At 74.2% G+C, this 26,547-nt stretch carries 22 protein-coding genes; 8 read left to right on the top strand and 14 right to left on the bottom strand.

The annotated features are described in order from the left end of the window. Positions 1–330 precede the first annotated feature (330 nt). The 5 genes from AB0D10_RS43660 to AB0D10_RS43640 all read right to left on the bottom strand — a co-directional run bounded on the left by AB0D10_RS43660 (position 331) and on the right by AB0D10_RS43640 (position 5,899). Positions 331–1,326 (bottom strand): 2-hydroxyacid dehydrogenase, encoded by a 996-nt coding sequence (locus AB0D10_RS43660; protein WP_360267825.1) that lies wholly within the window; start codon positions 1,324–1,326, stop codon positions 331–333. Between the two features lie 174 nt (positions 1,327–1,500). Next, positions 1,501–2,526 (bottom strand): 6-phosphofructokinase, encoded by a 1,026-nt coding sequence (locus AB0D10_RS43655; RefSeq protein ID WP_360267822.1) that lies wholly within the window; start codon positions 2,524–2,526, stop codon positions 1,501–1,503. 351 nt (positions 2,527–2,877) lie between these two features. Then, positions 2,878–3,606 (bottom strand): glutamine amidotransferase, encoded by a 729-nt coding sequence (locus AB0D10_RS43650; RefSeq protein ID WP_360267820.1) that lies wholly within the window; start codon positions 3,604–3,606, stop codon positions 2,878–2,880. 46 nt (positions 3,607–3,652) lie between these two features. Beyond that, the gene (locus AB0D10_RS43645; protein ID WP_360267817.1) at positions 3,653–4,915 is read right to left on the bottom strand and encodes a MurT ligase domain-containing protein; all 1,263 of its coding nucleotides are present in this window, start codon (positions 4,913–4,915) and stop codon (positions 3,653–3,655) included. A gap of 252 nt (positions 4,916–5,167) precedes the next feature. Next, complete coding sequence (locus AB0D10_RS43640; RefSeq protein WP_360267814.1) at positions 5,168–5,899, bottom strand: GNAT family N-acetyltransferase; 732 nt, start codon at positions 5,897–5,899, stop codon at positions 5,168–5,170. Between the two features lie 307 nt (positions 5,900–6,206). Between AB0D10_RS43640 and AB0D10_RS43635 the strand changes: the two genes are divergently transcribed. After that, positions 6,207–10,160, top strand: a complete 3,954-nt coding sequence (locus AB0D10_RS43635; RefSeq protein ID WP_360267811.1) for an amino acid adenylation domain-containing protein — start codon at positions 6,207–6,209, stop codon at positions 10,158–10,160. 137 nt (positions 10,161–10,297) lie between these two features. Beyond that, entirely contained in the window at positions 10,298–10,555 is a 258-nt protein-coding gene (locus AB0D10_RS43630) for a hypothetical protein (protein ID WP_360267808.1), read from the top strand. Between the two features lie 133 nt (positions 10,556–10,688). On the opposite strand, the gene AB0D10_RS43625 is transcribed toward AB0D10_RS43630, so the two are convergent. Next, positions 10,689–11,066, bottom strand: coding sequence for a nuclear transport factor 2 family protein (locus AB0D10_RS43625; RefSeq protein WP_360267805.1), 378 nt, complete (start codon positions 11,064–11,066; stop codon positions 10,689–10,691). A 228-nt stretch (positions 11,067–11,294) separates the two neighbouring features. Between AB0D10_RS43625 and AB0D10_RS43620 the strand changes: the two genes are divergently transcribed. Beyond that, positions 11,295–11,585 carry a muconolactone Delta-isomerase family protein gene (locus tag AB0D10_RS43620; protein WP_360267803.1) on the top strand — a complete coding sequence of 97 codons (291 nt, stop codon included), beginning with the start codon at positions 11,295–11,297 and terminating at the stop codon, positions 11,583–11,585. Between the two features lie 49 nt (positions 11,586–11,634). Here the strand turns inward: AB0D10_RS43620 and AB0D10_RS43615 are convergent, their stop codons facing one another. From AB0D10_RS43615 to asnB, 4 genes are all read right to left on the bottom strand, one after another. After that, complete coding sequence (locus AB0D10_RS43615; protein WP_360267800.1) at positions 11,635–12,048, bottom strand: hypothetical protein; 414 nt, start codon at positions 12,046–12,048, stop codon at positions 11,635–11,637. Between the two features lie 77 nt (positions 12,049–12,125). Continuing rightward, entirely contained in the window at positions 12,126–13,550 is a 1,425-nt protein-coding gene (locus AB0D10_RS43610) for a pyridoxal-dependent decarboxylase (RefSeq protein ID WP_360267797.1), read from the bottom strand. Between the two features lie 171 nt (positions 13,551–13,721). Then, complete coding sequence (locus AB0D10_RS43605) at positions 13,722–14,843, bottom strand: hypothetical protein (protein ID WP_360267794.1); 1,122 nt, start codon at positions 14,841–14,843, stop codon at positions 13,722–13,724. 232 nt (positions 14,844–15,075) lie between these two features. After that, entirely contained in the window at positions 15,076–16,932 is a 1,857-nt protein-coding gene (gene asnB / locus AB0D10_RS43600) for an asparagine synthase (glutamine-hydrolyzing) (protein WP_360267792.1), read from the bottom strand. A 215-nt stretch (positions 16,933–17,147) separates the two neighbouring features. Here asnB and AB0D10_RS43595 point away from each other — a divergent pair, with 215 nt between their 5' ends. Both AB0D10_RS43595 and glmS read left to right on the top strand, forming a co-directional pair. After that, the gene (locus tag AB0D10_RS43595) at positions 17,148–17,423 is read left to right on the top strand and encodes a hypothetical protein (protein WP_360267789.1); all 276 of its coding nucleotides are present in this window, start codon (positions 17,148–17,150) and stop codon (positions 17,421–17,423) included. A gap of 111 nt (positions 17,424–17,534) precedes the next feature. Beyond that, a complete protein-coding gene (gene glmS, locus AB0D10_RS43590) occupies positions 17,535–19,361 on the top strand; it encodes a glutamine--fructose-6-phosphate transaminase (isomerizing) (RefSeq protein ID WP_360267786.1) in 1,827 nt (608 codons plus the stop codon). A gap of 191 nt (positions 19,362–19,552) precedes the next feature. Here the strand turns inward: glmS and AB0D10_RS43585 are convergent, their stop codons facing one another. Together AB0D10_RS43585 and AB0D10_RS43580 are read right to left on the bottom strand one after the other, a co-directional pair. Further along, positions 19,553–20,452, bottom strand: coding sequence for a glutaminase (locus tag AB0D10_RS43585; RefSeq protein ID WP_360267828.1), 900 nt, complete (start codon positions 20,450–20,452; stop codon positions 19,553–19,555). 220 nt (positions 20,453–20,672) lie between these two features. Then, positions 20,673–21,392 carry a DUF3152 domain-containing protein gene (locus tag AB0D10_RS43580; protein WP_360267784.1) on the bottom strand — a complete coding sequence of 240 codons (720 nt, stop codon included), beginning with the start codon at positions 21,390–21,392 and terminating at the stop codon, positions 20,673–20,675. 298 nt (positions 21,393–21,690) lie between these two features. On the opposite strand from AB0D10_RS43580, the gene AB0D10_RS43575 reads away from it, so the two are divergent. Next, entirely contained in the window at positions 21,691–21,969 is a 279-nt protein-coding gene (locus AB0D10_RS43575; RefSeq protein WP_360267781.1) for a heavy-metal-associated domain-containing protein, read from the top strand. A gap of 107 nt (positions 21,970–22,076) precedes the next feature. On the opposite strand, the gene AB0D10_RS43570 is transcribed toward AB0D10_RS43575, so the two are convergent. Next, positions 22,077–22,649, bottom strand: coding sequence for a DinB family protein (locus tag AB0D10_RS43570; protein WP_360267778.1), 573 nt, complete (start codon positions 22,647–22,649; stop codon positions 22,077–22,079). Between the two features lie 100 nt (positions 22,650–22,749). On the opposite strand from AB0D10_RS43570, the gene AB0D10_RS43565 reads away from it, so the two are divergent. Further along, entirely contained in the window at positions 22,750–23,736 is a 987-nt protein-coding gene (locus AB0D10_RS43565) for a YafY family protein (protein WP_360267775.1), read from the top strand. A 222-nt stretch (positions 23,737–23,958) separates the two neighbouring features. Here AB0D10_RS43565 and AB0D10_RS43560 read toward each other — a convergent pair whose 3' ends face one another. Further along, on the bottom strand, positions 23,959–25,293 hold the full coding sequence (locus tag AB0D10_RS43560; RefSeq protein WP_360267773.1) for a PLP-dependent aminotransferase family protein: 1,335 nt from the start codon (positions 25,291–25,293) through the stop codon (positions 23,959–23,961). A 173-nt stretch (positions 25,294–25,466) separates the two neighbouring features. Here AB0D10_RS43560 and AB0D10_RS43555 point away from each other — a divergent pair, with 173 nt between their 5' ends. Then, positions 25,467–26,243, top strand: a complete 777-nt coding sequence (locus AB0D10_RS43555; RefSeq protein ID WP_360267770.1) for a crotonase/enoyl-CoA hydratase family protein — start codon at positions 25,467–25,469, stop codon at positions 26,241–26,243. Positions 26,244–26,547 lie beyond the last annotated feature (304 nt).

The following is a 26,547-nucleotide window of genomic DNA, read 5'->3' as shown; positions in this document are numbered from 1 at the left end:
TCTCCCCATCTCGCCGGCCGGCCGGCCCCCCCCTCAGCCGGGGGGGGGGGACGGCCCTGTCAGGCCGCCGACCGTGCCGGATTCTCGGTGCGGAATCGGTCCGGCCCCGAGGTTCGGCCTGATCCGACGAGCGGCACGTGCCCACGGGGGAGGGGCTGTCGGAATCCGGGTGCCCGAAGGGGAAAACGGTCTACCGGTGTTCCGCTCCCCGGGGATCCCGGCCCACGGTGCGCGGAGCGCCGCCTCGGCGAAGGGTGAATGAACCGGCACCGGTGCCGGGGAAGCGTCCGCAGGATCCCGGGGACCGGCTGCCGGGCGCTTCCCGTGGGGTCAGTCCTTCGGGACGAGGGTGTTCTCGTTGCGCCGCCCGGCGGCGAAGTCGTCGACGTTGCGGGCGGTGGCGTCGATGATCTGGCCGACGGCGGTGCGGGTGAAGTAGGCCTGGTGGCTGGTGACGAGGACCTGGGGGAAGGTGACCAGCCGGGCGAGGACGTCGTCGGCGATGCCCTCGATGGAGCGGTCGGTGAAGAAGAGGCCGGTCTCTTCCTCGTACACGTCCAGTCCGACGCCGGACAGCCGTCCGGCGCGCAGGGTCTCGACCAGGGCGGCGCTGTCGACGAGGCCGCCGCGGCTGGAGTTGACGAGGATCGCGTCGTCCTTCATCCGGGCCAGCGCGGCTCCGTCGATCAGGTGCCGGGTGGCCGGCAGCAGGGGCACGTGCAGGCTCACCAGGTCGGCGCGGCTGAGGAGTTCGGGAAGTTCGGTGTAGGTCATGCCGAGTTCGCGGCAGGCCGGGTTCTCGGCGATGTCCCAGCCGAGCAGTTCGGTGCCGAAGCCGGCGGCGATCCGGGCGAAGCACTCGCCGATCTTGCCGGTGCCGATCACGCCGACGGTCATCCCGTGGACGTCGCGGCCGAGCAGGCCGTCGAGGCGGAAGTCGAACTCGCGGGTGCGGGTGGCGGCGCGGGTGAGGCGGCGGTTGACGGCCAGCGCGAGCGCCCAGGCGTGTTCGGCGACGGAGTAGGGGCTGTAGTGGGAGACCCGGGCGACGGTGAGTCCGAGCTCGGCGGCGGCGTCGAGGTCGATGTTGTTGAAGCCGGTGGAGCGTTGGGCGATCAGCTCGGTGCCGCCGTCGGCGAGCGCCGCGAGCGTCGCGGCGTCCAGGACGGCGTTGACGCTGCTGCTGACGACCGGGTAGCCGGCGGCCAGCGGCGCGGTGTCCCGGGTGAGGAAGACGTCCAGGCAGCGCAGCCCGTGCCGGCCCGTGAAGGCCTGTTCCAGCAGCGGCCGTTCGTCGGCCTGCACCCCGTACGCGAGGATCTCCATCCGCGGTCCCTCCAGAGTCGGCTCCGGCGGCCGGTGCGGCGGCCACGTCTGCGGACACGCTAGCGGGCGGGGAGCGCGGGTGCCCGCCGGATGCGCGAAGGCCCCCGGGGGCCGGTAGGGCGGGTCCGGGGGCCTTCGTGCGGGCCGGGGCCGGTCGGGTGGACCGGGGGGCGGTCAGAGGACCGTCTCGGCCTCCAGGTAGCGGTCCTGCGGGACGGTCTTCAGCTCGGCGACGGCCTCCGCGAGCGGCACCAGGTTGATGTTGGTGCCCTGCAGCGCGGTGATGTGTCCGAAGGCGCCCTTGTGGACGGCCTCGACGGCGTGCCAGCCGAAGCGGGTGGCGAGCACCCGGTCGTAGGCGGTCGGGGTGCCGCCGCGCTGGGTGTGGCCGAGGATGACCGGGCGGGCCTCCTTGCCGAGGCGGTGCTCCAGCTCGCGGGAGAGCTGGGTGGCGATCCCGGTGAAGCGCTCGTGGCCGTAGATGTCCTTGCTGCCCTCCTCCCAGTGCATGGTGCCGGCCTCGGGCTTGGCGCCCTCGGCGCAGACCACGATGGCGAACTTCTTCTGACGGTCGAAGCGTTCGCGGACGACGGCGGTGAGCTGGTCGATGTGGAACGGGCGCTCGGGGACGACGATGGCGTGCGCGCCGGCCGCCATGCCCGCGTTGAGCGCGATCCAGCCGGTGTGCCGGCCCATGACCTCGACGACCATGACCCGCTGGTGGGACTCGGCGGTGGTCTTCAGCCGGTCCAGCGCCTCGGTGGCGACCGAGACGGCGGTGTCGAAGCCGAAGGTCACGTCGGTGGCGGCGATGTCGTTGTCGATGGTCTTCGGCACGCCGACGATCGGCAGGCCCGCGTCGCTCATCAGCTTGGCGGCCTTCAGGGTGCCTTCGCCGCCGATCGGGATGACCGCGTCCAGGCCGAGGTCCGAGCAGTACTTCTTGGCCCGCTCGACGCCGTCCCGCAGGTGGCTGGGCTGGACCCGGGAGGAACCGAGGATGGTGCCGCCCTGGGCCAGGATGCCGCTCACCGAGTCCAGGGTCAGGGGGCGGTGGTGGCCCTCCAGGAACCCGCGCCACCCGTCCTCGAACCCGATGATCTCGTCGCCGTGGTCGACCACCCCGCGGTGGACCACGGAACGGATCACCGCGTTCAGTCCGGGGCAGTCACCGCCGCTGGTCAGCACTCCGATACGCATTAGCTTTGCAACTCCCGAGCAGAACCGAGGAACGGCCGGACCACAGGCTGGGACGACGAGCCGTCACCGCAACGGGGTGCCCCCGCGCCGGGGCGGCGGGGAGGCGGCCGTGGGGTGAAGGACCGGCTGATCCGGACAGATCATCCGGAAACGGCCGTGAAGTCGAGCATACGGCCCCTGGTCCGGCCGGGCAGGAGCCGACGCGGGAGCGGCGCCGTCGGCGCCCCCGCGCGGAAGTGAAGCCTGCTGCCGAGGAGGGTGTGCAGTAGGCAGCCCCATTGTCGTACGTCCGGGGCCGCCCGCGGGCCGGGTGACCGCATCGCGGGCACCCGGCCGGGGCGTACCGGCGTACTACGCGGGGCGCGTCGCGGCCGCGATGCGCTCGGCGCGCAACGCGTCGTACCAGGTGGTGTCGGCCGGCGGCAGGGCGTTGACGTCCAGCGCCAGCTTGATCAGCATGTCGGCCACGGCGGGGTTGCGCGCCAGCACGGGGCCGTGCAGGTAGGTACCGAAGACGGTGTCCCGCCAGGCGCCCTCGGTGCCGTCACCGGTGCCGTTGCCGCGGCCGACGCTGACCGTGGCGAAGGGCTGGACGCCCTGGCCGAGGTGGGTGACGCCCTGGTGGTTCTCGAAGCCCGTCAGCTGCGGCAGGCCGAGCCGGGGGTCGACGTCGGCGAGCACGTCGCCGACGCAGCGGGCGCCCTCGCCGCGCGCGGTCCAGACGTCGAGCAGGCCCAGGCCCGGCTCGCGCTCGCCCAGGTCGTTGATGAACTCGTGGCCCATGATCTGGAAGCCCGCGCAGACGCCGAAGATGATCGCGCCGTTCTCGGCGGCCCGCACCAGGCCGCTGTCGGCGCGCAGCCGCTCGGCGGCCAGTCGCTGCGGGCGGTCCTCGCCGCCGCCGATCAGGTAGATGTCCCCGCTGGTGGGGATCGCCTGGTCGGAGCGGACGTCGATCCGGGTCACGTTGAGATGGCGCTGGCGGGCCCGGCGCTCCACGACCAGGGCGTTGCCGCGGTCGCCGTAGGTGCTGAGCAGGTCCGGGTAGACCCAGACCACGCGCAGGCTGCTCTCACTCATCCTCGAAGGCCTTCCGTCACGAAAAGACTGGTGTGCGGGCGCGGCATCAGCCGGCCACGACCTTCCGCAGCTGCTGGAAGGCGGTGTAGTTGGCGATGGCCTCGATCCGGCCGGGCGGCGCCATCCGGACGGCCTGCTCCAGGGTGTCCACCACGTGGAACTGCAGCCCGGCGACCTCCAGGCGGACGGCCAGGTCCAGCTTGCGCTGGCCCATCACGAACACCGGGTGCCCGGCGAGGCGCTCGTAGTCGACGTCCCACAGCCAGGAGGTGTCGGTGCCGTCGGCGTCGAGGGCGTTGACGGAGAGGATCACCGGGGCGGGCGGGCCGTCGATCAGCGAGAAGGTCTCCAGCCAGCCGGCCGGGTTCTTGGCCAGCAGCAGCCGGATGTCCCGGCCCTGGTACTGGACCACGTCGTAGCGGCCGGCCACGGCGGTCACCGAGCGCATCCGCTCCAGGGCGACCTGGGGGGAGACGCCGAACACGGCGGCGACGGCGGCCGAGCTGGTGGCGTTGGCCAGGTTGGCCCGGCCGGGCAGCTGCAGCTGGATCGGCCAGGCACCGCGCTGCGGGTCGATCACGTGGGTGCCCTGGAGCGCCCAGTGCGGGTTGGGGCGGCGGAAGCCGCACTCCTGGCAGAACCAGTCGTCACCGGGGCGCTGCATGACACCGCCGCAGGCGGGGCAGGACCAGGCGTCCTCCTTCCACGCCTGTCCGGCGGCCACCCAGACCACCTTCTTGCAGGAGGAGGCGGCCCAGGTCACCAGCGGGTCGTCGGCGTTGGCGATGACCACGGCCTCGGTGTCCTGCAGGCCCTCGCGCCACTTCTCGGCCATCATCCGGGTCTCGGCGGCGCGGTCGAGCTGGTCGCGGGAGAGGTTGAGCAGGGCGATCGCCTTGGGGCGGGTGTCGCGGGCGACCGTCGCCAGGTACTTCTCGTCGACCTCGATGACGCCGAAGCGGGCCTCCGTGCCGCCCGCCAGGGCGGAGGTGATGCCGGCCGGCATGTTCGCGCCGAGGGCGTTGGAGACCACCGGGCCGGCGGCGCGCAGCGCCTCGGCGATCAGGCGGGTGGTGGTGGTCTTGCCGTTGGTCGCGCTGACCAGGACGACGTCGAGGTGGTCGGCGAGGGTGGCGAGCAGGTCGGGGTCGAGCTTGAGGGCGACCTTTCCGCCGATCACCGAGCCGCTCCCGCGTCCGGCCTTGCGCGACACGGCGGCGGCGACCCGGCCGGCCGTGACCGCGATCTTGGCGCGGGCCGGCAGCGAGGCGTCGCGTGCGCCTGTGGGCTCCGATTCGGTGCCTGCCATGCTCAGTGGTTCCTCCTTGCTGCGGCACCGCCCGGGACCGGATAACGGGCCGTCGGGCGGCGGGGACGGGGGTCAGCCTACCGACTCCGTCGCCCGGCCGGACGATCCGGACCCCGCGCCGCCTGCTGCGACGCGGTGGCGGGGCCTGCTGACGGGCCGTCAAGGAGGGCGGTGTACGGACGGAGCCTGCACTGGTTGATGACGCTCGGCGGCTGTCCCCGGGTTCCCGGTGAGGATCTGGTGAAGAAATGATCAGCGGCCCGGATGGTGGGCGCGGGCGCCCGGGCCGTCGGCTCCGGGGCCGCCGGTTCCCGGGCCGCCGGAGCCCAGGGCGGCGGTGATCACCAGGGTGCCGTCCTCGGCCCGGAAGTCCAGCGGCGCACCGAGCCGGCGCATCGCGGCGATCAGGCCGGCGTTGGCGCACTGGGTCACCGCGTACACCGTGCCGATCCCGGCCGCCCGGGCCGCCACCACCAGTCGGCGCAGCAGCGCCAGGCCCAGCCCGCGGCGCTGCCAGCCGTCCTCGACCAGGACGGCCAGCTCCGCCTCGCCGTCGTCCCACATCAGGTGCCCGAGGGCGAGGACCCGCCCGTCCGGGGCGGTCACGACGAGGCTGTGGCCGTGCCGGGGGTTCAGCAGGTGGTCGAGGTAGCGGTCGGCGTCGCGGACCGGACCGTGGTAGCGCAGCCGCAGCGCGGCGGGGGAGCAGCGGCCGTGCATCGCCAGGGCCGCCGCCTTGTCGGCCGGGCCGGCCGGGCGCAGCAGGAGCCCGGTCCCGTCCGGCAGGGACAGCCGGGACGGCGCCTCCGGGGCCGGGTGGTGCCGGCCGGGCTCGGGGCGCGGGTGCGGCCGGGCGACCCGGGACGGGCCGTCGGTGAGCACGGGCAGCCGGACGGTCTGCCCCTCGGGCACCACGCACCTGCGGTCGGACCTGCGGAAGGGCCGGTGCCAGAGCCGTTCGGGGCGAGTGCGCGGTGCCGTCATGCGGCCGACGCTACCCACGCTTCGCTTCCGTTCGGTTACGTGATCGTGAACGGCCGAATGCCCGGGCGTGCCCGAGACCGACCGAGACCGACCGGGACCGACCGGGGCCGGGCCGGGGCCGGGCCGGGACGGCCGGACGCGGGGTCCGGGACGGCAGGGGCCCCGGTCCGGGGGCGGACGCGGCACAGGTCCGGACCGCTGCCTCAGGCGGGCGGGACGGCGGGCGGCCGACGGTGGATCCCGTGCCCGGCGCTCCTGGTGAACAGGCCGCCGGGACCCCTCCCCCCGAGTACCGAAGGCCATTGCCATGCGCATCACCCCGTCCGCCGCCGCCACCACCAACGCCACCGCCGCCACCACCAACGCCACCGCCGCCGTCCCGCACGCCCGCCGCGCACCGGTCGGCACCGCGCTCACAGGTTTGCTCGACCGGCAGGCGAGCACCCGGCCCGACGCCCCGGCCGTCCTCGGCGAGGGCGCCGGCCTCACCTTCCTGGAGCTGTCGGCGACCGCCCGTCGGCTGGCCGCCGAGCTGCGCCGCCTGGGCGCCGGCACCGACACCTGCGTCGGCCTGTACGCCGAGCCGTCGGTCGAGCTGGTCGCCGGCGCGTGGGGCGTCCTGTACGCCGGGGCCGGCTACCTGCCGCTGTCGCCCGAGTACCCCGAGGACCGGATCCGCTACATGATCGAGGACAGTGGCACCCGCATCGTGCTCACCCAGGAGCACCTGCGCCAAAGGCTGGCCGGGCTGGCCCCGGCCGGGACGGCGGTCGTCACCGTCGAGAACGCCCCCGCCGCCGACGCCCCCGCCGGCGATGTCCCGGCCGGCCAGGGCGCGGCCGAGGAGGCCGACGCCGAGGAGGCCCGGCCGGAGTCGCTGGCCTACGTGATCTACACCTCCGGCTCCACCGGCCGCCCCAAGGGCGTGATGATCGAGCACCGCGCGGTGGTCTCCCAGCTGCGCTGGCTGCTCGCCGCCGGGCACCTCGACCCCGGGGTCAGCGTGCTGCAGAAGACCCCGATGAGTTTCGACGCCGCCCAGTGGGAGATCCTCGCCCCGGCCGTCGGCGCCCGCGTGGTGGCCGGCACGCCCGGTCTCCACCGCGACCCGGAGGCGCTGGTCGCCGCCGTGCGGCGGCACGGCGTGACCGCGCTGCAGTGCGTGCCCACCCTGCTGCGGGCGCTGCTGGACACCGAGGGCTTCACCGACTGCACCGGCCTGGCCCGGCTGTTCTCCGGCGGCGAGGCGCTCTCCCGGCGGCTCGCCCGCGACCTCGGCCGGGCGCTGCCCGGGGTCTCGCTGGTCAACCTGTACGGCCCGACCGAGTGCACCATCAACGCCACCGCGCACCTGGTCGACCCGGCCGGGCTCGACGACGGCGCCGGTTCGGTGCCGATCGGCCGGCCGGTCGACGGCACCCGGTGCCACGTCCTGGACGAGCGGCTGGTGCCGGTCGAGGCCGGCGGCGTCGGCGAGCTGTACATCGGCGGCGTCCAGCTGGCCCGCGGCTACCTGCACCGCCCTGAGCTGACCGAGGAGCGGTTCGTCCCCTCCCCGTTCGCGCCCGGCGAACGGCTGTACCGCACCGGCGACCTCGCGCAGTGGAACCCGGACGGCACCCTCCAGTTCGCCGGCCGGGTCGACAACCAGGTCAAGCTGCGCGGCTACCGGGTCGAGCTGGACGAGATAGCCCGCGCGATCGAGGAGCACACCTGGGTGCGCCGCTCGGCCGCGGTCGTCACCGACGACGAGCGCACCGGCCACCCGAACCTGGTCGCCTGCGTCGAGCTCAACCCGCGCGAGGCCGCCCTGATGGACCAGGGCAGCCACGGCGGCCACCACCAGTCCAAGGCCAGCAAACTCCAGGTCAAGGCACAGCTCTCCGACCCCGGCCTGCGCGAACCGGCCGGGCCGGCCGGCCGCGAGCGGGTCGAACTGCCCGGGCGGCGCGAGAGCGAGACCCAGCGCCGGGAGACCTTCGCCCGCAAGACCTACCGCTTTTACGACGGCGGTCCGGTCACCCGCGAGGACCTCACCGCGCTGCTCGCCCCGCGCCCGGCCGGCGCCTTCGGCCGGGACCTGGAACTGCTGAGCTTCCCCGAACTCGGCCGTGTCCTGCGCTGGTTCGGCCAGTTCCGCAGCGAGGAGCGGCTGCTGCCCAAGTACGCCTACGCCTCGCCGGGCGCGCTGTACGCGACCCAGCTGTACCTGGAGACCGGCGGCCTGGACGGGCTCGCGGCCGGGCTGTACTACTACCACCCGGTCGACCACGTCCTGGTCCGGATCGGGCCCGCCGAGGCCCGCGAGGAGGCCTACCTGACACTGCACTTCTCCGGCCGGCACGGCGCCATCGAGCCGGTGTACAAGAACAACATCCGCGAGGTGCTGGAGTTCGAGACCGGCCACATGCTGGGCGTCTTCGAGGAGGTGCTGCCCGAGTACGGGCTGGACGTGCGGCCGCTCGGCCTCGACCCGTCGGTCAAGGAACGGCTGGACGTCGCCGAGGAGGACCACTACCTGGGCGGGTTCGCGGTCGTCCGCAACGACGGCACGGCCCGCGCCGAGAGCACCGAGCTCTACCTCCAGGTCCACGAGGGCCGGGTGGAGGGCCTGCCCGGAGGGCTCTACCGGTGCGCCGACGGCGAGCCGGCCCGGATCTCGGACGCGGTGGTGGAGTCCCGGCACGTGATCGCGATCAACCAGGCCGTCCATGCCCGGGCCGCGTTCGGCATCACCGCCGTCAGCCGGGCCGAGGAGGCGTGGCTGCAGTACGTCGCGCTCGGCACCAGGCTGCACCACCTGCAGCGCAACGGCCTGGGCCTGGGCTTCATGTCCTCCGGTTACAGCTCCCGGTCCGGCCACCCGCTGCCCGCCGCACGCCGCATCGACGAGATCCTCACCGACCGCGGCATCGCCACCGGCCCGTCGTACTTCTTCCTCGGCGGCAAGGTGAGCGAGGAGCAGATCCGCAGCGAGGGCATGCAGGAGGACGCCGTGCACATGAAGGGCCCAGCCGAGATCATCAAGGACGAACTGGCCACCCTGCTGCCCGACTACATGCTCCCCAACCGGGTGCTGGTCGTCGACGCCCTGCCGCTCACCGCGAACGGCAAGGTCGACCTCAAGGCCCTCGCCGCCTCCGACGCCGTCCGCACGGCCGGGGTCCGCAGCGAGTACGTCGCCCCGGGCACCGCGCAGGAACGGTGGCTGGCCGAGGCCTGGGGGCGGGCCCTCGGCTACGAGGACGTCTCGGTGGCGGACGAGTTCTTCGCCGCCGGCGGCAACTCGCTGATCGCCGTGGCCCTGGTCAACCGGATCAACCGGGAGTTCGGCACCGCGCTGCCGCTGCAGGTGCTGTTCCAGTGCCCGAAGCTGGGCGACCTGGCTGCACGCATCGAGCAGGCCCGCGGCGGGACCGCCGGCGCCGGCGGCGACGCCGGGGCCCCCGGCTCGCGGCTGATCCCGCTGCACCCGGGCGGGTCCGGCCGGCCGGTGTTCTGCTGGCCCGGCCTGGGCGGCTACCCGATGAACCTGCGCCTGCTCGGCCGGGAGGCGCGCGACGGCCGTGCCTTCTACGGCATCCAGGCACACGGCATCAACGAGGGCGAGACGCCGTACCCGACCATCCGGGAGACGGCCGCCGCGGACGTCGCCGAGCTGCGCCGGGTCCAGCCCGAGGGCCCGTACACGCTGTGGGGCTTCTCCTTCGGCGCCCGGGTCGCCTTCGAGGCCGCCTGGCAGCTGGAGCAGGCCGGCGAGCGGGTGGAGAACCTGCTGCTGATCTGCCCCGGCAACCCGAAGGTGCGTCAGGACGGTGGCCGTCGCTGGGGCCGTGAGGCCTCGTACGCCAACCCCGCGTACGTGACCATCCTGTTCGGGGTGTTCACCGGCCGGATCAGCGGCCCCGACCTGGAACGCTGCCTGGCCTCGGCGGCGGACGAGGACGGCTTCGTCGCCTCCGTGCACCGGATGCTGCCGGAACTGGACGAGGAGCTGATCCGCCGGATCACCGGCATCGTCGGCGAGACCTACGAGTTCGAGTACAGCTTCCGCGAGCTGGCCGAGCGGCGGCTGGACGCCCCGGTGACCATCTTCAAGGCCGCGGGCGACGACTACTCCTTCGTCGAGGGCAGCAGCGGCTACTCCGCCGCCCCGCCGGCCGTGGTCGAGCTGACCGCGGACCACTACGGCGTGCTGAAGGAGCACGGGGTGGCGGAACTGGCCGCCGCGATCCGGGCGGTGGAGCGGACCGCGAAGTGACGGAGGAGTGACCGCTGGGTGATCGCGCTCGGCGGGACACACCCACGGATGGCCCAGGATCCGTGAGCGGGGGAACCCCTTCGGATAGGGATGGCTCGGCTTTCCGCCGATCCCATGCCGATCCGAAGGGGTTCCCCATGTCAGTGAAGAAGCCGGTCCGGACGTCCGTACGGGCCGCCGCGTGGTGCGCGCTGCTCCTCGTGGCCCCGCTCGCCCTCGCCCAGCCCGCCGCCGCCGTGACCTCCTCCACGGTCACCTCCTCCTCCGGCGACAACGGCCCCAAGACACCCGAGGAGGCGGCTGCCTGCAAGTCCGTCACCAGTGCCCTGCTGGGCGGCTTCGGCTCGATGCTCGGCAACGCGGTGTGCGTGGTGAAGCCCGCCGCCAAGGGCTGACCCCGCCGGAGGTCCGGCGCCGGCGGCGGGTGAGCCCCCGGGCCCCCGCCGCCGGCGGCCCGGAGGCCCGGAGGCCGCGTGCGCATCCGGCGCCGTGTCATCCGGTGGTCTTCCTGCCCGGGCCCGTCCGGGGTCAGGCGGTCGTGGGGGAGACCTGGTAGTGGGCGATGGCCCAGCCCTGCTCGGTGCGTTGCAGCAGGACGCCGAGGTGGACGGTGAGGGTCGGCCGGTCGGTGAAGGCGAAGTCGACGCCCAGGTACCCCAGGACGAGGTCGGCGGCGGGGCGCCTGGTCTCCAGGACGCGGTAGTCGGCGGTCATGCCGGGGGGCTGGGCGGCGTAGTAGGCGGCGACGCCGGGGCGGCCGACGCTGTAGGGGTGCAGGCCCTGGAAGATCGCGTCCTCGGTGAACAGGGCGGCGACCCGGTCGGGGAGGTGCCGGTCGACGGCGGCCCTCCAGTCGTCCAGGACGCCGCGCAGGATCGTCTCGTCGGCCTCGGTGGTGCGGTGCATGGCGGTACTCCCGGGAGTGCGGAGGGGGAAGCGGCGGCCGGTGCTCGTCCGGCCGCCCACCGGGAGGATCCCGCCCGGCACGGGTGGTTCGCTGCCGGTCGGCGGGCGACCGCCGGAGGTCGGCCGCGGATTCGTCCGACCGGCCCACCGGGTGCCGGTCGGTCGTGGCGGCGGGCGGGTGCCGGGCCGACGATGGGGGAGGGGCCGGGTCGAGAAGGGAGCGGGTCCGTGCACGAGTTCCTGGTGGAGATCACCACCGTCATTCCCGAGGGCACCGCCGAGGAGGAGGTCGACCGGCGGCGCGCCGCCGAGGCCGTCCGGGCCCGCGAGCTGGCCGCCACCGGCCACCTGGCGCGGCTGTGGCGCCCGGTCGGCGAACGGCGCAGCATCGGCGTCTGGCGGGCCGCCGACGAGACCCGGCTGCGGGCGGAGGTGCTCGGCAGCCTTCCGCTGTGGCCGTGGATGACTGCGGTGGTGACCCCGCTCGAACCGCACCCCAACGACCCCGGGCCGGCCTGACGGGCGATGCCCGGACTGGGTCCGCCCGGCCGGGTGTCCGCGGCCGGGTTCAGGCGATCCGGGTCGGCGGGGCCTCGACGGTGTGGCCGGTGGTGGTCAGCAGCGTCGTCAGGGCGGCCGGGGTCACCGAGCGTTCGGTGCGGAGGAAGAGCTCTTCGGGGTGGAGGGAGAGCAGGGTGATCCGGTGGTCGGCGAGGGCCGCGGGGGTGTGGGCGAGCGCCGTGGTGCGGACCCGCCACAGGGTCGTCGGCGGCGGGGCGTGCGGGGACCACCAGGTGTGGAGCAGTGCGGTGGCGAGCAGGGCGAGCGCGGAGGTGCCCAGGACGACCGGGCCGTCCGGGCCGTCGACGACGAGCTTGGCGACGAGGTCGGCGGCGGTGACGGAGAGGAAGACGGCGGCGAGCTCGACGGTGTCGCGGCGCCAGCGGTGGGCACGGCGGAGGGAGGGCTTCGAGTGCTCCATGACCTTCACCGTGCCGGACCGGTGTTTCCCGTCCGCGAACCGGCCGTGACCTGCGGGTTAAGGTCTGCCGGGGAGTGTTACGGCAGCAGCTCGGCGGCCGCGGCCCTGACCTCGGCGAGCAGCAGGTGCAGGTCGTCCTCCGTCGTCGTGGCGTTGAGGAGGCAGGCGCGGAGCATTTCCGCCCCGCCCAGCCGGGCACCGGTGACGAAGACCCGGCCGCGTTCCTGGACGGCGACTGGCAGCTCACGGTTGAGGGCGTCGCGGGCGGCGGCGTCCCGGCCGGGGGCGCGGTGGCGGAACGCCACGATGGAGGTCTGGACCTCGGCAAGCAGCTCCAACTCGGCGTCGGCCTCGACGAGTTCACCGAGGCGTCGGGCCAGCGCGGTGCACCGGGCGATGTCCCGGGAGAGACCGCTGCGGCCCTTGTGGGCGATGGTCGCCCAGACCTTGAGGGCGCGGAACGGGCGGGTCTGCTCGGTGCCGTACTCGGAGAACCAGCCGAGCGCGCCGGCCGCTTCGTCGCGCAGGTAGGACGGGACGAGGCTGAAGGTGGCGCGCAGTCCCTCGGTGTCGCGGACCAGGGCGCAGCCGCAGTCGACCGGGACGCCGAGCCACTTGTGCGGGTCGAGGGCGAGCGAGTCGGCGCGCTCCAGGCCGGCGTAGCGGTGGGCGACAGCGGGGTCGAGCCGGCCGAAGGCGCCGTACGCGCCGTCCACGTGCAGCCAGAGGCGCTGCTCCTCGCACAGGTCGGCGATCGGGTCGAACGCGTCGACCGCGCCGGTGCCGACGGTGCCGGCCGAGGCGACGACCAGGAAGGGCAGCAGCCCGTCCGCCCGGTCGCGTTCGACGGCCGCGCGCAGCTCGGCGGTGTCCAGGCGGCCGTCCGGGCCGGTGGCGACGGTGCGCAGGTGCTTGCTGCCGAGGCCGAGGAGTTCGGCGGCCTTGCGGACGCAGGAGTGGGTCTCGCCGGTGACGTAGCCGACCAGCGGGGGCAGGCCCGCCAGGCCGTCCTCCCGGACGTCCAGGCCGGCCCGCCGGGCGGCGCGGTCGCGGGCGGCGGCGAGGCAGACGATGGTCGCCATCGAGGTGCCGGAGGTGAGCAGCCCGCCGCCGGCCGGGTGCGGGAAGCCGACGAGCTCGGCGATCCAGCGGACGGCGGCGCGCTCCAGGTGGACGTCGGCGTGGTCGCCGCCGGCCGAGCTGGGGTTCATCGCGGAGGCGGCGAGGCTGGCGAGCACCCCGGCGGGGGCGGGGGCGGAGTTCACCCAGCCGAAGAAGCGCGGGTTGCCGTTGCCCATGGGGTACGGCATCACCTCGCGCCCGATGGCGTCGACCAGCTCGGCGAGCGGGCGGCCCTCGGCGGGCAGCGGGGCGTCGAGCAGGGCGTCGCGGGCGGCCTCGTCCATGGGCTGCCAGACCGGGCGGTCGGGCAGCTCGGTGAGGTAGTCGGAGACCAGGTCGGCGGTGGCGCGGGCGGCGGCGCGGAAGTCGTCGGTGGCCATGCGGGACACTCCAGGGGGCCGGGGAGGGCAGGCGCGGCGTCCTCGGCGCACCCTGATCAGGCGATGGTCGGGTGATCCTACGCAAAGGGCCCGCGCCGTGCGGCGCGGGCCCTCCTGCCGAGACCTGCCGAGACCGCCGATCCGGCCCCGGCGGTCCCGGGCCGGCCGGGGTCAGTCCAGCGAGGCCGACAGGCCGCTCGCCGAGCGGCAGTAGCCCTGCATCTCCTTGTTGGTGATCTTGGCGCAGAGCCGCCCGGCCGCACCGGCGTCGGTGTAGTTGACCGTGTAGTAGCTGACCAGGCCCTCGGCGCAGGCCTTGCGCTGCCAGCCGTCGGCGGCGGTCGCGCACTGCTGGGCGGCCCAGTCCTCGCGGTCCAGGTTGTACTTCATGGTCCGCGAGCCCACACCCCGGCTGCAGTCCACCGCGCCGCCACTGGCCTTGCCGTTGAGGCACCACTTGAGGGCGTCGGCGTAGACCTCGGGGTGGTTCGGGTAGTCGTGCGAGGAGAGGTAGAAGGTCGGCGCGTAGAAGTAGCAGGCCGACTGGAACAGGGACGGCTGGTCCTTGCAGGGGTACAGCGGGTCCTGGGCGAGCTTGTCGGCGGGCAGGTTGGCCTTGGCCTGCTCGTCCTCCTCGTCCGGGCCGAAGAGCTGCATGAACAGGCCCTCGGAGCAGCGGATCCGGTTCTGGTCGGTGGGGAACTTGTTGCACAGGTCGCGGGCCTTGGCGACGTCCTGCTTGGCGACGAACATCGTGCCGTGGCCGACGCCGTGGATGCAGGGGCCGCTGTTCTTGGGCTGGCAGAGCTTGAGCAGGTCCACCTCGGGCTGGGTGGAGGCGTTGAGCATCTCCTCGACCGCGCCGTGCAGGTAGCCGGCCGCGCAGGTCTCGTGCGGGAAGGAGATGACCTTCTGGAAGTCCGCGTTGAAGCGCTTGACCGCCGCGTGGCCGAGCTCGTGCGCGATCGGGTGGCAGAAGCGCACCGTGTACGGCTTCTCCTTGGTGATCTTGTCGAGGTCGGCGAGGGCGACGCCGGGGTCGGTGGCGTCCATCTCGGCCATCAGCTTGTTGCGCAGCGTCGAGCGGGTCCACACCGCCGGGTCGCCGGTCGGTGTGGCGCTCGGGGCGCCCGCCGCGGCCGGCCGGGCACCGGCGCCGGTCCCGTCGGCGGGGGTGCCGGGCGCCGCGGTCGAGGTGGCCGCCGCGGGCGACCAGTCGGTGACGGCCACCGACCCGAGGCCCAGGACGCCCAGGAGCAGGGCGGTGAGAATCGCGAAGACTCGCGGCTGCATGACGGGATCCCCCGGCGGATCGAGGTGAACGGGTTCGCTCCCATCCTGACGGCACGGGGGCGCGAATCCACGATTTCGCCCGCCATTCGGGAGGTGTCGGCGACGCTACCGCACCGTGCGACGCCCGGAGGCGGCGGGATGGTTCCCGGTGATCACCCGTACGGCGGAACGGCCCGCCCGGCCGGGCCGCTGCGCCGTACGGATGACGGATGACGGAGCGTCGGGCCGGCGGTCAGAGCTCCAGCGTCACCCGGTACTCCGTCAGCCAGGCGTCCAGGTCGAGCGCGAGGTCCAGGCCGAGGCGGACGGAGCGCGGGTCGGTGTCCGGGGCGAGCGCGTCGGCCAGGCGCCGGCCGTCGAGCAGGTCGAGCGCCGGGGACGTCCGCGCGGCGGCGAGCCGGCCGAGTTCGGCGCGCAGCCGCGCCGAGTAGTGCGGGTCGGTGGTCACCGGGTACGGGCTCTTCGCCCGGTCGGCGACCGCCGCGGGCAGCACGTCCCGCACGGCGGCGCGCAGCAGGCTCTTCTCCCGTCCGTCGAAGCTCTTCATCGCCCACGGCGTGTTGAAGACGTACTGGACCAGCCGGTGGTCGCAGTACGGCACCCGGACCTCCAGGCCGTTGGCCATGCTCATCCGGTCCTTGCGGTCGAGCAGGATACAGAGGAAGCGGGTCAGGTTGAGGTAGGAGATCTCGCGCATCCGGCGCTCCGTCGGGTCGGCCGCGTCCAGGTGCGGGACCTCGGCGATCGCCTCGCGGTAGCGGGCCCGGCGGTAGCCCTCCAGGTCGAGCTTGCGGAGCAGCTCGGCATCGAGCAGCTGCTCGCGCGGGCCGGAGCCCGCGCCGGCGATGCGGGTGAGCCCGGTGGCCCAGGGGAAGTCCTCGGCGGCGACGGTCCGCGGGTCGTGGAACCAGCCGTAGCCGCCGAAGAGCTCGTCCGCGGACTCCCCGGACAGCGCGACCGTGGAGTGTCGGCGCACGCCGCGGAAGAGCAGCAGCAGCGAGACGTCCATGTCGCCGACGCCGCCCGGCAGGTCGCGGGCGCGCAGCGCGGCGGAGCGCCGGGCGGGGTCGGCGAGCTCGGCGGCGTCCAGTTCGATCACGCTGTGGTCGGTGCCGGCGTGCCGGGCGAGCAGCCGGGCGAACGGGCCGTCCGGAGTCTCCCGGACCTCGCTGCCGTGGAACTCGCCCTGGCCGGTGAAGTCGACGGAGAAGGAGCGCAGCGGCCCCGCCCCGGCGGCGCGCAGCGCGCGGGCGGCGAGGGCGGTGACGGCGCTGGAGTCCAGGCCGCCGGAGAGCAGGGAGCAGAGCGGGACGTCCGCGTCGAGCTGGCGGTGCACGATGTCGTCCAGCAGGGCCCGGACGGTGGCGACGGTGTTCGCCAGGCCGTCGCGGTGCTCGCGCGCCTCCAGCGCCCAGTAGCGGCGGACCGAGACCCCCTCGCGGCGCACCCGTACGACGTGCCCCGGCCGGACCTCGTGGATGCCCCGGTACGGCGTCAGACCGGGGGTGCGGGTGTAGCCGAGCAGTTCGCGCAGCCCGTCCGGGTCGACGACCGGGCGGACGGCGGGGTGGGCGAAGAGGGCCTTCGGCTCCGAGCCGAAGACCACGCCGTCCGGGGTGCGGTGGTAGTGCAGTGGTTTGACGCCCATCCGGTCGCGGACCAGCAGCAGTTCCTCGCGCCGGGCGTCCCAGACGGCGAGGGCGAACATGCCGTTGAGCCGCTCGGCCAGGCCCTCGCCCCACTCCAGGTAGGCGTGCAGCACGACCTCGGTGTCGCTGCGGGTGCGGAAGCGGTGCCCGGCCGCCTCCAGTTCCGCGCGCAGCTCGCGGTGGTTGTAGACCTCGCCGCTGTAGGTGAGCGCGGCCAGCAGCCGGCCGTCCCGCTCCACCCTCATCGGCTGGGTGCCGCCCTCGACGTCGATCACCGCGAGGCGGCGGTGGCCGATCGCGGCGTGCGGTTCGAGGACGGCGCCGCCGGCGTCCGGGCCTCGGCAGAGCTGGGTGGCCGTCATCGCGTCGAGGACGGCCCGGTCCCCCGGTTCGGCGGTGAGGTCGCGGTCGAAGGCGACCCATCCGGTGATGCCGCACATCAGCAAGCCTCCGGTCTTCCGCTTCGTGTTCAGGGGATCACGCTACGTGTGGAGCCGGTGGCGGTTCAAGGGTTCGGCCGAAGGCGAACGAACGGTGGTCGGGGCGGCCGCCGGGAGTGGATGCGGGGCGGGCTTGGGCCAAAGGTCGTCATGTCTGCCCGATTTCGGGCAGAAATCTTGGCTTCGGCGGCCGGACCGGCCTAGGCTGCACACTCGTGCCGAGCTCACCCCACCCTCACGAAGACCTCCTCGCCCACCTGACCCGGACCAGCCCGCTCGGGCCCCGGGAGGCGGCGCAGGTCGTGGCGGAAGTGCTGGCGTACTTCTCCGAGAGCACCGAGGAGTACGTGCGCCGCCGCCACACCGAGCTGCAGGCACGCGGTCTGACCAACGAGCGGATCTTCGCCCGGCTCGCCGAGGAGCTCCCACAGCGCCGGGTCTCGGCGCCGGAGCTCTCGGCCCGCCAGCTGCGGCGGATCGTCTACGGCTGAGCGCCGTCGCCCGTCCCGCCCGCTGCACGCGATCCACCCGCCCCACCCGCTCCACCCGCTCCACCCGCTCCACCCGCTCCACCCACGCCACTACCAACGAGGAGTCCACGCATGTGCGGAATCGTGGCCTACATCGGCCCCAAGGACGCCACCCCCTTCCTGCTGGAGGGGCTGGCCCGGCTCGAGTACCGGGGCTACGACTCGGCGGGCGTCGCCGTCACCGGCCGCGGCGGCGGCATCAAGCTGCGCAAGGTGAAGGGCCGGGTCGCCGACCTCGCCGCCGACGTGCCGGCCCGCTTCAAGGGCACCACCGGCATCGGCCACACCCGCTGGGCCACCCACGGCGTTCCCAGCGACGCCAACGCCCACCCGCACCTGGACAACGCCGAGCGGGTCGCCGTCGTCCACAACGGCATCATCGAGAACGCCGACGAACTGCGCGCCAAGCTGACCGCCGACGGCGCCGTGTTCCGCTCCGAGACCGACACCGAGGTGCTCTCCCACCTGATCGCCGCGCACCTCACCGAGGGCGTCGAGCTGGAGGACGCGGTCCGCGCCGCGCTCGGCCGGGTGGTCGGCACCTACGGCATCGCCGTGCTCGACGCCGAGCAGCCCGACCGCATCGTGGTCGCCCGCAACGGCAGCCCGATCGTGCTCGGCATCGGCGAGAAGGAGATGTTCGCCGCCTCCGACGTCTCCGCGCTGGTCCGCTACACCCGCCAGGTCGTCCACCTGGAGGACGGTGAACTGGCCACCGTCCGGGCCGACGGCTTCCGCACCTTCACCGCCGACGCCCGCACCACCCACCGTCAGCCGTCCACCGTGGACTGGGAGATCGACTCCTTCGACACCGCCGGCTACGAGCACTACCTGCTCAAGGAGATCCACGAGCAGCCCGGCTCGGTCGAGCGCACGCTCAGCGGCCGGCTCGACGAGCGCTTCGCCACCGCACACCTCGGCGGCCTCAACCTGGACGCCCGGGAGCTGCGCGAGATCCGCCGGGTCAAGATCCTCGGCTGCGGATCCGCCTACTACGCGGGCGAGATGGGCGCGCAGCTGATCGAGGAGCTGTCCCGGATCCCCGCGCACAGCGAACCGGCCTCGGAGTTCCGCTACCGCAACCCGGTGATCGAGGCGGACACCCTGTACGTCGCGGTCAGCCAGTCCGGCGAGACCTACGACACGCTGGCCGCCGTCCAGGAGATCAAGCGCAAGGGCGGCCGGGTGCTCGGCGTCGTCAACACCGTGGGCAGCGCCATCGCCCGCGAGTGCGACGGCGGCATCTACCTGCACGCCGGCCCGGAGGTCTCGGTCGCCTCCACCAAGGCGTTCACCTCCACCGTCGTCGCCTTCGCGCTGCTCGCCCTGCACTTCGGCCGCATCCACGACCTCTCGCCCGCCGACGGGCGCCGGATCGTCTCGGCCCTGCAGGCACTGCCCGACCAGATCCGCGAGGTGCTGGACCAGAGCGAGGCCATCGCCGAACTCGCCGCCGAGTACGCCGAGTCGGCGGGCATGATGTTCATCGGGCGGGTGCGCGCCTACCCGGTGGCCCGGGAGGGCGCGCAGAAGCTCAAGGAGATCTCCTACGTGCACGCCGAGGCCTACCCGGCGAGCGAGCTCAAGCACGGCCCGCTGGCGCTGATCAGCCCCGAACTGCCCACCGTGGCCGTCGTCCCGGACGACGAGCTGCTGGACAAGAACCTGACCACGCTGGGCGAGATCAAGGCCCGGTCGGGGCGCGTCATCGCCGTCGCGCACCGCCGCCCGGAGGAGAAGCTCGCGGACCACTGCATCGTGGTCCCCAAGAGCGAGCCCGAGCTGGACCCGCTGCTGCTCAACATCCCGCTGCAGCTGCTCGCCTACCACGCCGCCGTCGCCCTCGGCCGCGACGTGGACAAGCCGCGCAACCTGGCGAAGAGCGTGACGGTGGAGTAGCCGTCACTGCCCCCGTCACCCCGGGCCCCGGTCGTCGTGCGGACGACCGGGGCCCGGGGCGGCTCCGGGCCGACGGGTGCCCAGACCGACGGATGCCCGGGGTCGACGGGTGCCGGGGCTCGGGCCCGGGCGTCGGGCGGCCGGCTCCGGGCGTGCCGGGAAGGGCTCCCGGAAGCGTGCCGGGAGGGCGCCTAGAAGACCGAACAGCCGGACAGGGTGGTCAGGGTGTCCAGGGCGGTGACCGCGGCGACGGAGTTGCCGGCCTGGTCCAGGCGCGGCCCCCAGGCGCAGACGGCCGCGCGGCCCGGGAGTATGGCGAGGATGCCGCCGCCGACGCCGCTCTTGCCCGGGAGGCCGACGCGGAAGGCGAACTCGCCCGCGGCGTCGTAGGTGCCGCAGGTGAGCAGGACGGCGTTGATGCGCTTGGCCTCGCTGCGGGACATCAGGTGGGTGCCGTCGGCGCGCACGCCGTACCGGGCGAGGAAGGAACCGGCCAGGACCAGGTCGCGGCAGCTCGTGGTGAGCGCGCAGTGGGCGTAGTAGTGCTCCAGGACGGTCTCGACCGGGTTCTCCAGGTTCCCGTGGCTGGCGATGAAGTGGGCCAGCGCCGCGTTGCGGTGCCCGTGCTCGGCCTCGGAGGCGGCGACCGCCGGATCGGTGTCCAGCCCGGGGTTGCCGGACTCGCGGCGCAGGAACTCCCGGACCGCGCCGGAGGCGTCGCCGGTCATGGTCTGCAGGCGGTCGGTCACCACCAGGGCGCCCGCGTTGATGAACGGGTTGCGCGGGATGCCGTGCTCGGTCTCCAGCTGCACCAGGGAGTTGAAGGGATTCCCGGACGGTTCGCGGCCGACGCCCCGCCAGAGCGTGTCACCGCCGTAGGCGACCGCGAGCGCCAGCGAGAACAGCTTGGACACGCTCTGGACCGAGAACGGCTGCTCCCAGTCCCCGACGCCGTGCAGCTCCCCGTCGACGGTGGCGACGGCCATGCCGAAGGACTCCGGGTCGGCGGTGGCGAGGGCCGGGATGTAGTCGGCGACCTTGCCCCGGCCCGTGGTCGCCCGGGCGGCCGTCTCCGCGGCGGCCAGCAGCACCGGCCAGTCCAGGTTCTCCCCGCCGGGCACACCGTTCACCGTTCGTCCTCCACGTTGTCCACCACGCTCGACCGCGACGGTACTCCGCCGCGCTCCTCCGCCACCTGTGCCGCGTACGCACACGGCGGGGACCGGGCGCGCGGTGCGGGCGGCGTCCGGTCCGACCAGGATTATCCGTGTTTCGGGAGGCGGGTCCGGTACGGGGGTGGGCGCCGTCGTGTCAGGGGGCGCTGCTGGGGGCCACGACGGACGGACCGGTGAGCAGGGCGCCGGCGTCGGAGTAGGGCCAGCCGTTGGGCACGCAGCCGTGCAGCCCCTTGATCTGCTGCATCATCACCGGCGCCGGGGCGCCCGGTTCCGGGCAGTCGACGTGGCCGTTGCCGAGGATGTGGCCGACCTCGTGATTGACCGCCAGCGCGTGGTAGAGCTCGGGCTTGCCCTGGTAGAACTCGGACAGCTCGGTCCAGCGCTTGAGGTTGATCACCACCTGGTGGGTGACGCCGCAGTTCACCCAGCCGCCGGTGTCCAGCCCGTACTGCCCGCAGATCCGGTCGGTGGACTGCGGGGTGGCCAGGTACACGGTGAAGTCCACCGGGTCGGCGGCCACCCGCTGGAAGGAGGCCGTGCCGCCGGCGGCCCAGCCGTGCCGGACGTCGCCGAGGACCGCGTCCACCTCGGCGGCGAACTGCGCCGGACTCTCCGCGATCCCGTTCTCCACCCGCACCTTGTAGCGGTACAGGTGCTCGCCGGTGCCGAACCGGGCCGAGCCGCCGGGCGCGGTGGTGAACGCGAGCGGGGCCGGGCCGTGCTTGCGGTCGCTCCACGGCTGCCACCACAGCAGGCCCGCCGCCAGGGCGGCGGCCAGTGCGAACGCGAGCACGCCCTGCCAGGGCTTGCGGGGGAGGAGCCGGCGGGCGGGTATCCGGGCGGGCGTGGACATGGTGGTGCGGCTCCAGGCGGAGAATCGGCGACCGGAGACCAGCGGGGCCCGGTCGGGCGACGGGTGCTACCAAGGGAAACGGCCCCGCGCGCGGCGGGGGTTCAGCGGGCGCCCGCCGGGCGGGTCCGGGCCCCTGTCGGACGCGCGGCCCGGCCGGTTCCCGGAACCGCTCGATGGTGTCACCCGTGCGGCGTGTCCCTGGGGCCGGGGTGCCGGAATCGGGTGTGGTGGTGCCGATCGAGCCGTGGAGCGAACCCGGGTCGGTCCGTCCCACCGGAATGCCACGGGAGGCACCGCCATGTCCACCACCACCACTGTCACCGTCACGCCCGCCACCACCGCCACCACCGTCACCACCGTCACCACCGTCACCACCGTCTTCGCCGTCGACGGGATGAGTTGCGGCCACTGCGAGCGGACGGTCAGTGCCGGGCTCTCCGCGCTGCCGGGCGTCACCGACGTCGTCGCCGACGCGGCGGGCGGGCGGGTCACCGTCGCCTCCGCGCAGCCGCTGGACGAGGCGGCGGTGCGCGGTGCGGTCGAAGGGGCCGGCTTCACGCTGGTCGGGCCGGCCTGACGACGGCTCGGCGGCCTGACGACGGTTCGGCGGCCGGGCTTGCAGGTGCGCCGGTCCGGCTTCCGGGTCTCGGCGTCCGGCTTCGTGAGCCCGCCCCGCCGTCCGGCTCAGCCCATCGTCCTCGCCCCGTCCAGGGCCTCGCGGATGATGTCGGCGTGGCCCGCATGCTGGGAGGTCTCGGCGACGACGTGCAGCAGCACCCGGCGGGCCGACCACGAGGCGTCGGCCTGGAACCAGGGAGCCTTCGGCAGCGGGTGGGCGGCGTCAAGGTCGGGGAGCGCCGCCACCACCTCGTCCGTCCGGCGCGCCACCTCCTCGTACGCGGCCAGGACACCGGCCAGCGTCTCCCCGGGCAGCATGCGGTACTCGTCGGCCCGGCGGGCGAGGTCCGCCTCGGTCCAGGTGGTGAAGTCGGGCATCGCGGACGTGCCCTCCAGGATGAAGTCCACCCAGAGCCGTTCCATCGAGGTGACGTGCTTGATCAGGCCGCCCACGCACAGCGCGCTCGCCGTGGTCCGCAGGCCGGCCTGCTCGTCGGTGAGGTCGCGGGTGGTGAAGCGCAGGAAGTAGCGGTGCTTCGCCAGGGCCTCCAGGAAGTCCGCGCGCTCGCCGGTGACGGAGGCCGGCACGGCGTCGGCGGTCGCGGAGGTGACGCTGCTCGCGGCGTTGGTGGTGGTCATGGTCCTGGCCTTCCGTTCGGTTCCTGCTCTCTCGGACAAGAACAACGGTACGGACCATTGCGGCCACTTCCTGTCCTGAATCCCGGGGAGAATCGGAGGCATGGCGAACACCAGCACCCGGACGCTGCGACTGCTCTCCCTCCTCCAGACCCACCGGTACTGGCCCGGCGACGAACTGGCCGACCGGCTCGGCGTCTCCGTGCGCACCCTGCGCCGCGACATCGACCGGCTGCGCGAACTCGGCTATCCCGTCGAGGCGCAGCGCGGCGTCGACGGCGGCTACCAACTGGCGGCGGGCGCGGCACTGCCGCCGCTGGTCATCGACGACGAGGAGGCGGTGGCCCTCGCGGTGGGCCTGCAGGCGGCGGCCGAGAGCCCGGTCGAGGGCGTCGCCGAGGCCTCGGTGCGGGTGCTGGCCAAGGTCGCCCAGGTGATGCCGGCCCGGCTGCGCCGCCGGGTGGAGGCGCTGCGCGCGGTGACCGTCCCGGTCGACTGGGGCAGCAGGGCCGCGGCCGGGGTCGACCCGGACGTCCTCACCGTGGTGGCGCTCTCCTGCCGCGACGGCGAACGGGTGCGGTTCGCCTACACGGCCGCCGACGGCCGCGGAACGGAACGGCACGTCGAACCGCACCGGTTGGTCTGCCTCGACCGCCGCTGGTACCTCGTCGCGTACGACCTCGACCGCGCCGACTGGCGCACCTTCCGCCTCGACCGGCTGACCGCCCCCCAGGGCAGCGGCGCCCGCTTCGCCCCGCGCACCCTCCCGGCCGCCGACGCCGCGGAGTTCGTCCGCGCCGGCCTCAACGGCGTGCCCCGCCCGCACCGGGTCGAGGTGCTGGTCGACGCGCCCGCCGACCGCGTCCGGGACCGGGTCGGCCGCTGGGGCACGGTCGAGCCCGTCACGCCCGGCCGCTGTCGGCTCCTGATGACCGCCGACTCCCTCGACTGGCCCGCCATGGCGCTGGGGTCGCTGGGCGCCGACTTCGAGGTGGTCGGCCCTCCCGGGCTGCGGACGCTGCTGGCGGACTGGAGCACCCGCTTCGGACGGGCGGCGGCCGGGGAAGAGGCGGCGGAGCGGGAGGAGTAGGAAGTCGGGCCGGCCGGCTGCGGGCGCGGGCGCGGGCGCGGGCGCGGGCGCGGACTCGTGCGTTGCCTACGGGTAAATATGCCGACCGGTCTACTGATTTGCTGAGGGTAAGGGCGGGGCTACGCGTAGGAAGTCGGGTGGTGGGCGATCGAGAAGAATATGTCGATCGGTCTACTGATTTTCTGGGCCGGGTTGCGTGGGCGAGGGCGGGTGCTTATGGCGCTACGGCGCGATGGCGTCGAGGGTTGCGCGCAGTCGGCCGAGTGCGGCGGGGAGGTCGGCGAGCGGGGGCGTGGCGAGCGCGAGCCGGAGGGCGCCGGGGTGGTGGCGCGTGGTCGCGAAGGCGTCGGCGGTGGAGACCAGGATGCCCTCGGCCGCGAGCGCGGCCGCCACCCGGTCGGGCCGCTGGTGGGGTTCGAGGGTGAGCCAGACGACGTACGAGCCGGGGTGGGCGGTGGTGGTCAGCCCGGCGAGGGCCGTACGGGCGACGGCCTGACGGGCGACGGCGTCCGTGCGCCGCTCCCGCTCCAGGCGGGCCACCGTGCCGTCCGCGAGCCAGCCGGTGGCGAGGGCGGTGATCAGGCCGGGCGCGCCCCAGGCCGCCGTGCGCAGCTGCGTCGTCGCGGCCCGCACCAGGCGGTCGGGCAGGACGGCGAAGCCGAACCGCAGTCCCGGCGCCACGTTCTTGGACAGCCCGGCGACGTAACAGGTGCGTTCGGGCGCGAGGGCGTGCAGCGGCGGGGGCGGCGCGGCCTCCAGGAAGGCGTACGTCCCGTCCTCGATCAGCGTGCAGCCGTGCCGGGCGGCCACCCCGACCAGGCGTTCGCGCTGCGCCCGGTCGAGGACCCAGCCGAGCGGGTTGTGGACGGTCGGCATGGTGTACACCGCCCGCACCGGGCGGGCGCGGCAGAGCCGGTCCAGCGCGTCGAGGTCCGGGCCCGCGGGGGTGACCGCGACGGGCGCCAGGTCGAGCCCGTGCGCGGCGGCGAGCAGCTTGATGCCGGGGTAGCCGAGGGCATCCACCGCCAGGACGTCCCCGGGGCGGGTCAGGGTGCGCAACACGCAGTCAAGCGCCTGCTGTGCCCCGTTGGTGAGCAGCACGTTCTCCGGGGCCGTGTCGACCCCGCGGTCCAGGAGGTACGTGGCGACGGCCGCCCGGTCGTGCCGGTGGCCGCCCGGCGGGTGCTGGCGCAGCAGGGCCTCGGCGTCGCCGGAGGAGGCCAGGGCGCGCAGGGCCTGCCGCAGCAGGTCGCCCTGGTCGGGAGCGAGCGGCTGGTTGAAGGAGAGGTCCGCCACCCGGGGCACCGGGAGCGCGCGGGAGGGCTCGATGCCGTCGTAGCCGGAGCGGACCCGGACGAAGGTACCCCGGCCCTGCTCGCCCACCGCCAGTCCGGCGGAGGCCAGTTCGGCGTAGGCCCGGGTGGCGGTGGCGAGGGCGACACGCCGTTCGCGGGCGAGGGTGCGGTGGGTCGGCAGCCGGGTGCCCGCCGGGAGCGCGCCGGAGCGGATCGCCGTCGCGTACTCGTCGACGATGGCCTTGTAGGAGGGCGGTCGCACGGGTCACCTGCCGTTCCGGGGGCACGCGGATGGGGATGTATCCAGGACAATAACTGGATTGTCATGGGCGGGTGTTCCTAGTCTCGACACGTCCGGCGGGGACGCCGGGACCGAGGCCCGGAACGAGGCCGGAAGCGCGGCCTGGAACGAGGCCGGGAACGGAGCGCGCGCCCATGACCATCCGCAGCGAGCGGGACCAGCACGTCGTCACCCTCACCATCGACCGCGAGGAGAAGCTCAACGCCCTCGACTACCCGACGATCGACGCGCTGCTCGCCGAGCTCGACCGCATCGACGCCGACGACACCGTCCGCGCCGTGATCCTCACCGGCGCCGGACAGCGGGCGTTCAGCGCGGGTGCCGACATCCCGTCCCTTGCGGCCAGCATCGCCGACGGGCCCGAGCGGGCGCTGCGCGAGTTCGTCCGGCGCGGCCACGCCCTCACCCGGCGGATCGAGGAGTTCCCCAAGCCGGTCATCGTGGCCGTCAACGGCCTGGCGTACGGCGGTGGTTGCGAGATCACCGAGGCCGCACCACTGGCCGTCGCCGCCGAGCACGCGACCTTCGCCAAGCCCGAGATCTCGCTCGGCTTCCCGCCGCCCTTCGGAGGCTCGCAGCGGCTGCCCCGGCACGTCGGCCGCAAGCGCGGCCTGGAGATGATCCTCACCGGCGATCCGGTCCCGGCCGCGCACGCCGCCGCACTCGGCCTGGTCAACTCGGCCGTCCCGGCAGGTGAACTGCTGGACACCGCACGGGATATGGCCGAGCGGATCATCCGGCACGCCCCCACCGCCGTGGCCGCCTGCCTGCGGGCGGTGACCCGGGGCGTCAACCTGCCGATCGACGAGGGGCTCGCGGTGGAGGCGGCCGCCTTCGCGGCGACCGTACCGACCGAGGGCGTACGGGACGGGGTGCGGCGCTTCCTGGACCGCGCGTCCGCCTCGCGCTGACCGCCCCCGGATCACTGCCCTCCGGATCACCGCCCTCCCGGCGGGGGAGGGGTGTGCGGCGGGACCGGCAGCGCCTCCCGGGCCGACCCCCGTGGTCCGGGCGGTGCCGCCGGTCCCGCGCGGATCACGGCGACCTTGATCATTGCCTCGGCGCGCGCGGTCTTGCGCTCGTAGTACCGTGCCAATCGTCTGCACCGTCCCAGCCAGGGGGTTGGGTCGGCCGCGCGGCGAGGTGCCTGACTGGCAGGTCCTTTTCCGCGCGGCCTCCCGCCGAACCGGACATGACGGTTTCCCTGTCATCCGG

The sequence above is a fragment of the Kitasatospora sp. NPDC048545 genome, assembly GCF_040651155.1.
GTDB lineage: Bacteria > Actinomycetota > Actinomycetes > Streptomycetales > Streptomycetaceae > Kitasatospora.
This window is presented reverse-complemented; position numbering and strand designations above follow the sequence as displayed.